Origin of the sequence: Rhodovulum sp. PH10 (assembly GCF_000293785.1) — a bacterium.
Classification (GTDB): domain Bacteria; phylum Pseudomonadota; class Alphaproteobacteria; order Rhizobiales; family Xanthobacteraceae; genus Rhodoplanes.
The window spans coordinates 1-326 of the sequence record NZ_AKZI01000190.1; the positions used below are offsets into that span (position 1 = coordinate 1).

General features: G+C 74.5%; 1 protein-coding gene. It reads left to right on the forward strand.

Annotated elements, in window-relative coordinates; translation table 11 throughout:
• Positions 1-326, forward strand: a 326-nt coding sequence (locus A33M_RS21065) for an NAD(P)-binding domain-containing protein (RefSeq protein WP_040622370.1), incomplete at both ends; no start/stop codon positions are given.

Below are 326 nucleotides of genomic sequence, written 5' to 3' on the forward strand. Positions count from 1 at the left end.
TCGCGACCCCCGACCAGCTCGCCAAGGTGGTGGACGGCGCGCTCGGCCAAACGTCCGGCCAGACGTCCGGCCAGGTGTCCGGCCAGATATCCGGCCAGACCTGGGTGATCATGTCGACGGTCGGCCCGGCGAGCATCACCGCGCAGGGCGCGCGCCTGGTCGCCGCCGGCGCCAAGGTGATCGACGCGCCGGTCACCGGCGGCGTCGCCCGCGCGGCGACCGGCGAGCTCACCATCTTCACCGCCGGCAAGCCCGCCGAGATCGCCGCCGTCGCCAACGTGCTCGACACCATGGGCACCGTGCGGATGGTCGGCGAGGCGCTCGGC